Origin of the sequence: Teichococcus wenyumeiae, from assembly GCF_003696345.1 — a bacterium.
Lineage (GTDB): Bacteria > Pseudomonadota > Alphaproteobacteria > Acetobacterales > Acetobacteraceae > Pseudoroseomonas > Pseudoroseomonas wenyumeiae.
Map to the genome: position 1 here is coordinate 91528 of NZ_RFLX01000016.1, position 6484 is coordinate 98011.

General features: G+C 65.9%; 8 protein-coding genes and 1 pseudogene. 4 read left to right on the forward strand and 5 right to left on the reverse strand.

Going from position 1 to position 6484, the window contains the following annotated elements:
* Positions 1 to 307: transposase (locus tag EBE87_RS19145; protein WP_199707032.1), on the forward strand; the 307-nt coding region annotated here is incomplete at its 5' end.
* 242 nt (positions 308 to 549) lie between these two features.
* Here the strand turns inward: EBE87_RS19145 and EBE87_RS19150 are convergent.
* Positions 550 to 2331 carry a gamma-glutamyltransferase family protein gene (locus EBE87_RS19150; RefSeq protein WP_120636347.1) on the reverse strand — a complete coding sequence of 594 codons (1782 nt, stop codon included), beginning with the start codon at positions 2329 to 2331 and terminating at the stop codon, positions 550 to 552.
* 147 nt (positions 2332 to 2478) lie between these two features.
* On the opposite strand from EBE87_RS19150, the gene EBE87_RS19155 reads away from it, so the two are divergent.
* The 3 genes from EBE87_RS19155 to EBE87_RS19165 are packed head-to-tail and all read left to right on the forward strand — an operon-like array spanning position 2479 to position 4725.
* The gene (locus EBE87_RS19155; protein WP_120636348.1) at positions 2479 to 3246 is read left to right on the forward strand and encodes a FadR/GntR family transcriptional regulator; all 768 of its coding nucleotides are present in this window, start codon (positions 2479 to 2481) and stop codon (positions 3244 to 3246) included.
* On the forward strand, positions 3243 to 4241 hold the full coding sequence (locus EBE87_RS19160; RefSeq protein WP_120636349.1) for a Bug family tripartite tricarboxylate transporter substrate binding protein: 999 nt from the start codon (positions 3243 to 3245) through the stop codon (positions 4239 to 4241). The genes EBE87_RS19155 and EBE87_RS19160 overlap by 4 nt, the downstream gene beginning before the upstream one ends.
* A complete protein-coding gene (locus EBE87_RS19165; protein WP_120636350.1) occupies positions 4234 to 4725 on the forward strand; it encodes a GAF domain-containing protein in 492 nt (163 codons plus the stop codon). The genes EBE87_RS19160 and EBE87_RS19165 overlap by 8 nt, the downstream gene beginning before the upstream one ends.
* A gap of 24 nt (positions 4726 to 4749) precedes the next feature.
* On the opposite strand, the gene EBE87_RS19170 is transcribed toward EBE87_RS19165, so the two are convergent.
* The 4 genes and pseudogenes from EBE87_RS19170 to EBE87_RS29790 all read right to left on the reverse strand — a co-directional run.
* Positions 4750 to 5244: a DDE-type integrase/transposase/recombinase gene (locus tag EBE87_RS19170; protein ID WP_158600766.1), complete on the reverse strand. Its 495-nt coding sequence runs from the start codon at positions 5242 to 5244 to the stop codon at positions 4750 to 4752.
* Positions 5217 to 5588: a hypothetical protein gene (locus tag EBE87_RS29780; RefSeq protein WP_233552959.1), complete on the reverse strand. Its 372-nt coding sequence runs from the start codon at positions 5586 to 5588 to the stop codon at positions 5217 to 5219. The genes EBE87_RS19170 and EBE87_RS29780 overlap by 28 nt, the downstream gene beginning before the upstream one ends.
* 106 nt (positions 5589 to 5694) lie before the next feature.
* Positions 5695 to 6110 (reverse strand): annotated as a pseudogene (locus tag EBE87_RS29785) (transposase); the annotation flags it as partial.
* A gap of 132 nt (positions 6111 to 6242) precedes the next feature.
* Positions 6243 to 6484, reverse strand: a 242-nt coding sequence (locus EBE87_RS29790) for a hypothetical protein (RefSeq protein ID WP_233560134.1), incomplete at its 5' end; no start/stop codon positions are given.

The window sequence follows — 6484 nt, forward strand, 5'->3', positions numbered from 1 at the left end:
CGCTGACGCCAGGCAACATCGCCGACATCAGCATGCCCTGCCGCTGCTCCGGGCCGTCACCGCACCGAAGCGCCTCATTGCCGACCAGGCCTATGACGCGGAGAGCCTGCGCCGCTGGCTCAAAGAGCGCCGCATCAAAGCCGTCATCCCTTCCACGGCCACTCGCACCAAGCCCTCCCCACTCCACCGCCAGGCTTATCGGCGCCGCAACCAGATCGAACGCCTGTTCTGCCGCCTGAAGAACTGGCGGCGCCCCGCCACCCGCTACGACCGCTCGCCCAGAACTATCTTGCCGCACTCGCGCTGATCGCCGCCGTCACAGACTGGATCTGAACGAGGTCCCTACCCAAGGCCACCCTGGTGCGCTGCCTTCGATCTATTACGTCCCAAGCACACAGCCTTTTCAGGGGGTAGGAACGCCGCTTGATGATCTGGCCGTCACTTCGGTAGCGGTGTTGGCTTTCTGTGCCGCAGCCTGCATCATGCAAGGACATCCAGAGGTGTTGGTCACGACGGCAACCATATCTGCTGCCGAACTTTTGCGGCGTCTTAGCGCCCCGTTGCATATGCCTGCATTAAGCGCGGGGTGGCCGCAGCGATAACGAAGCCGTCCTCCCGCCCTACAGCGCAGACACGTCCAAGCGACCAGGGCGCCTCCACCTTCACGCGGTGGCCACGACGTTCCAGCGCGGCAATGATGTCAGGCCCAAAGCGGTCTTCTACCAGCAGGCGGCCGGGCTCAAAGGTGCGGGGATAGAACGACTGCGGGAAGTGCTTGCTGGTGAAGAGCGGCAGGTCGATCGCCGCCTGCAGATCCAGCTTGTGGTGCAGCCGCCGCAGCAATACGGCCAGAGTCCATTGGTCCTGTTGGTCGCCGCCCGGAGTTCCCATGGCAAGGTATCCCTCACCGTCGCGGGTCACCAGCGTTGGAGTCAAGGTGGTGCGGGGGCGCGTGCCGGGGCGAAGGTCGCTGGGTAGACCGGCATCAAGCCAACCCATCTGCCCACGCGTGGAAATGGAAAAGCCCAGGCCGGGGACGGTGGGAGACGACTGCAGCCAACCGCCGGAGGGTGTAGCCGATACCATGTTGCCCCAGCGGTCTACGACGTCCAGGTGCACCGTGTCGCCCCATTCCACGGGAAGCGGCGCAAAGGTGGGTTCGCCGAAGCCGATCCCGACCGGTGTTTCCGCTCCGGCCATGGTCAGGATCCGCCGCATGGCATCGGCTGCGCCGGGCAGGTCGCCTGGCGTCAGGTCAAGTGAGGCAGTCTCGCCCACCAGGGAGCGGCGCCGGTCGGCGTATTCACGCGACAGCAGCGTCTCCAGCGGAACGTCTGAGGCGTCCGGGTCGCCGTAGAAGACTTCCCGATCGGCGTAGGAAAGTTTCATGCATTCCACCACCGTGTGCACGAACCGCTCGCCCGCCGGGTCCATGCCTGCGATGTCGTAGCCTTCCAGCAGCCGCAGGGTTTGCAGCAGGACCGGGCCCTGACCCCAGGGGCCGGTCTTGTGCACCGTTACCCCGGCATAGTCGCGGGACACGGTCCGCTCCACCCGGGCTTCGTAGCGCGCGAAGTCATCGGCGCGCAGCAGGCCACCGTGGCGGCGGCCGCTGGAGTCCATCAGCTCTGCCGTGCGGTAGAAGTCATCGACCGCCTCGGCCACGAAGCCCCGATAGAAAGTGCTTCGCGCCGCTTCAATCTGTCGCTCACGATCTGCGCCCGCAGCTTCGGCCTCAGCCAGGATGCGGCGGTACGTGGCGGCGATGGCCGGAGTGCGGAAGCGAGCCCGCGGGCGCGGCACTTCGCCGCCGGGCAGCCAAACCTCGGCCGAGCTGGGCCATTCGGCAGGAAAAAACTCACGCGCAGGCAGGATCGACGCCGAAACCCGGGGCAGCACCGGGAAGCCGTCCTCGGCATAGCCGATCGCAGCTTCCAGCACGGCGCGCGGGCTCCAGGTGCCGTGATCGCGTAGCAGCAGCATCCAGGCATCGAAGGCACCGGGCACCACAGAGGGCAAGAGGCCGGTTCCAGGAACCTGTCGCAGCCCGAGTTCCGCGAAGCGCTCCGGCGTGGCCGCCATCGGGAACGGTCCCTGGCCGCAGATCACCACGGGCTCCGGGGCATCGGTGCGCTTCAGGATGATCGGCACCTCGCCGCCCGGGCCGTTCAGGTGCGGCTCCACGATCTGCAGCACGAACCCAGCGGCGACGGCCGCGTCGAAGGCGTTACCGCCACGCTCAAGCACCGACATGCCCACGGCGCTCGCGAGCCAGTGCGTGGTGGCCACCGCGCCGAACGTGCCACGGATCTCAGGGCGGGTCGTGAACATAGGCTCGGCTCCTTTCCGGAACCAATTTTAATTGGTCCCATACAACGATGCACCAGCTGGGCGCAGCCTCTGGATTACTCCAAGAAGAAGGCCTCCGAAAGCCAGAATCCCTTGCGCCGAAACCTGCGCTCATCTAGCAAAGGTTCCATGTCTGCCCGCCGCGCGACTGACCGACTTGAAGCCTATCTCCGGGAGGCAGGGCTAACGCCGGGTGACCGGCTGCTTCCCGAACGCCAGCTGACCACACTGCTCGGTGTCAGCCGCCGTGCCTTGCGCGAGGCGCTGGGCGAGATGGAGCTTCGCGACCGCATCTGGCGTGGCGTGGGCCAGGGCACCTTCATCGGTCCGAAGCCCGCAGGGCTGGCGCGGCCTGAGCCGCGCGTCCGGGCCAGTACCCCCCTGGCCATCATGGAAGCGCGCCTGACGCTGGAGCCCGCCCTGGCCGCGCTCGCTGCCATGAAAGCCACGGCGGAGGATGTGGAAGCTATGGCGCGCGCCGCCAGGCGCGGCACCGAGACCCGGGACCAGGATAGTTGGGGCCTGTGGGATGGCGCATTTCACGGTGCCATCGCCCGTGCCTGCCATAATCCGCTGCTGCTGGCCGCCTTTCAGGAGGTGGAAGCCAGCCGTGCCCTGACCGACTGGGGACGGTTGCGTGCCGCCATCACCACGGCGCCCATACGGCAGGCCTCGGCGCTGGAGCACCAAGCCATTTCCACGGCCATCGCTGCACGCGATGCCACGGCGGCACAGCGTGCCATGCGCGCCCACCTTCAATCGGTCTACCTCGCCATCCAGAGCGAGGGGGCCGGATGGGATGATACACCGGAACCGCGGGACCAACACGCGGGCAACCACGCCAACACGGATGCAACCACTAAGCGAGCGTCGACTCGCAGGACAACATCACCATGACCCGACCTCATCTGCCGCGCCGCGCCGCACTTTGCTTACTCGCCGCACCGGCCATCCTGACGCTTCCCCGTACGGCCCGGGCGCAGAACAACAACTATCCCAGTCGCCCGGTCAGTGTGATCGTGCCTTGGGCGCCTGGCGGGTCCACCGACATCCTGGCGCGGGTGCTTGCGGAACCACTGCGCGTCGCCCTGGGCCAGCCCTTCGTGGTCGAGAACCGTTCCGGCGCTTCCGGTAACATCGGCTCAGCCTTTGTTGCGCGCTCCGCGCCAGACGGGCACACGCTGCTCGTCGGCTCGATGAGCACGCACGCGATGAACGACGCGCTGTTCAGCAACATGCCCTTTAACGGTGCCGAAGACTTCACTCCGGTCGCACTGCTGGCCTACGTGCTGAATACCATGGTGGTGCATCCCTCAGTCCCGGCCAACACGGTGCCTGAGTTCATCGCCTACGCCAAGGCCAACCCAGGCAGGATCGCCTATGCTTCCGCGGGCTCCGGTTCCACCAATCACCTCTGCGCGGCGATGTTCGCGCAGATGGCAGGGCTTGATATGGTGCACGTGCCGTATCGCGGCGGCGCCCCGGCGACGCTGGACACGGTGGCAGGCCAGACGCAGCTCTTCTTCTCCGCGGGCACGCAGACGCTGGACCATGTGCGCAACGGGCGGCTGAAGCTGTTGGCGGTGACGGAGGAGAAGCGCTCCGCCCTGCTGCCGGAGGTGCCGACGGTGGGCGAGAACCTGCCTGGCTTCGAGATGGCCGTGTGGTATGGCGCGCTTGGTCCGAAGGGCATGCCGCCCGTGCTGACCAGGCGCCTGAACGCCGAGATGAACAAGGCGCTCATGCTGCCCGACGTGAAGGACAAGATGGCGGCGATCGGTGTCGAGGTGGTGAACGAGACCCCCGCTGCCTTCGCCGAGCGGCTACGTATGGACACGGCGAAGTGGCACAAGGTCATCCGCGATCTAGGCATCGACAAGACTGATGCCTGAGACTTTTGACAGCCTGGCCCGGGTGTTCGAGGCGGCGGCCCGTGATAACGGGCCGCTGCCTCGAATTCGGGCCGCCGACCTCCTGGCGCGGGAACTCACCGGGCAACAGCTCTGCACCGCCATGGTCTTCGACCGGCAGGCCATGACGGTGCAGCGCATCTTCAGTTCACGGCCATCCGAATACCCGGTGGGTGGCCGCAAGCCGAAGCGTGACACCGAATGGGGCCGACAAGTACTGCTGGAAGGGCGCCGGTTCGAAGGTGAGGGGGAGGTCGCGATTCGCGCACATTTCGCGGATCATGAGGTCATCCTTGGCCTTGGCCTACGCAGCATCGTGAACCTTCCCATTCTCGTCGGGGGTGCATGCGTTGGCACACTCAACCTGCTGTGGCCGGGGGAGACACTCAGTTCCGCGCACATTGTGACGGCGCGCCTCCTGGCACTCCTGGCCGCGCCTGATTGGCCCAGGAGCCCTCGGGGATAGGATCACCACGGTGGATTAGTGATCCTATCGGTTCTTTCGGATCTCAAGCCAGTCAGCGCGGCGTGATCCGAAATACGCAGCTGACCCATGCTGCTTGCAGAATGGCGAGCACCACATGTATACGGCGGAGACGGAGAAATGCACGGAGTTCGTCGTATCCTCGACAGAACCGCTCCGCCGCACCGAATGCTTGAACCCTCGCATACATCGGATCCGGCCTTTGATGCCCCGATGGCCTTGTTCAAGCCTGTTGTTCTTGAATGCGCTGGTCCGGTGCTTCACGTCTTCGCCCAGCGTGGAGTGGATCGCGCGTGGATAGGAACCGTGCTCGTCTGTGGTGGCGCGGTCTGGCGTCATGCCACTGGCCGACTTGGCCGGTCGGAAGAAGACCTCGGCGGCCGCCATGTCCCGGTGCTCGCTGAGCATGGTGTCGACCAAGTCGCCGTTGCGGTCCATCGCCCGGTAGAGGTAGCACCAGTGGCCTCGGGCCTTCAGATATGTTTCATCGACGTGCCACAAGCGTCGTCCGGCTCCACCCTTGCCACGACGGCGCTGCCGAAGCTCGGCGGCGAGGGCAGGAGTGAGCTTTGCTTTGCTTTCCAGTCCTGCACCGCCTCGTCGCTGAAGATGATCCCACGCGCGAGGAACATCTCGCCGAGGTCCTGGATCATGAGCCGGTAGCGCAGGCGCCAAAGCACCACGAGGACGATGATGTCACTCGGATATTGGGTCCGGTTCAGTAGCCCGCCGCTGCGCTCTTTGAATTGCTGGTCGCAATCGCGGCAGCGAAAGCGCCGGTAGCCCTGCGCCGTGCGGTTCCGCCGCTCCGAAGTCGCCGCGAAGCCGCAGCCGATGCGCTCCATTCCGGGCTCCTGGGCCGCCTTGATCCGGCCCGAAGGCTATCGGCCGACGCCATAGCCGGCTACCCGAGCTTCCCATGGCGTGAGAGCCGATAGAACCTCGTGGCTTGCCTGGAACAGGCGGCACGGCGTCGAGCAGGTCTTCGAAGGCCCTGCTGTCGTGGATGTTGGCGCCGGTTAGCAGGAAAGCGAGCGGGATGCCGCACCGGTCCGTAACGAGGTGCCGCTTAGTGCCCGCCCTGCCACGGTCTGTCGGGTTCGGCCCGATTCCGGCGCCCTCCTTTTCGCCGCGATGGACGCGCTGTCCACGCAGGTACGGGTCCAACCGATGCGGTCGGCTTGGCGCAAGCGCCACAGCAGCTCCCGGTGCAGCTGGTCCTATACACCGGCTTCCTGCCAGTCCGTAGCCGCCGCCAACAGGTCACGTCCGATCCACAGCCCCATCTCCCTCGGCTTGTATCGTTTGGACGGCAACAACGGCTCGATCATCGACCAGAGTTCGTCCGAGATCAGGGGCTTCGCCATGGCCTTCAGACCGGCGCAGCCCTAACGCCCGTCCAGGTTGAAAGGCGCTATTATGCCGTGGTGCCGGGCTAGAGCCAGTGAGCAGACGTCAAGCGCTGCCCGGTAGGTCTCCCGGCACCGCTTACCCTCCAGCTACTGGCGCCGTGCCGCTGTTGCCGGAAGCGGCGCCGTGCCAAGTGCTGCCGGGCCGCCGTTCACTGCCAGTGTTCGGCCCGTATCCTGCAACGTGTCGCCATCCACGCGGTAGATACCAATCTCCCGGTCCGCCATATTGCCGATCAGCAGCGTGCGTGCGGATTCCGGCGATGTCGGCCGCCTGTTCCGACGCGATGTCGGCACCTGATTCCGATTGATGTCGGCCGGGGTGGCCGCTC

Coding starts and splice junctions, on each gene's coding strand:
- EBE87_RS19150 (WP_120636347.1), bottom strand. CDS start 2,331: ATGTTCACGACCCGCCCTGAGATCCGTGGCACGTTCGGCGCGGTGGCC.
- EBE87_RS19155 (WP_120636348.1), top strand. CDS start 2,479: ATGTCTGCCCGCCGCGCGACTGACCGACTTGAAGCCTATCTCCGGGAG.
- EBE87_RS19160 (WP_120636349.1), top strand. CDS start 3,243: ATGACCCGACCTCATCTGCCGCGCCGCGCCGCACTTTGCTTACTCGCC.
- EBE87_RS19165 (WP_120636350.1), top strand. CDS start 4,234: ATGCCTGAGACTTTTGACAGCCTGGCCCGGGTGTTCGAGGCGGCGGCC.
- EBE87_RS29780 (WP_233552959.1), bottom strand. CDS start 5,588: ATGGAGCGCATCGGCTGCGGCTTCGCGGCGACTTCGGAGCGGCGGAAC.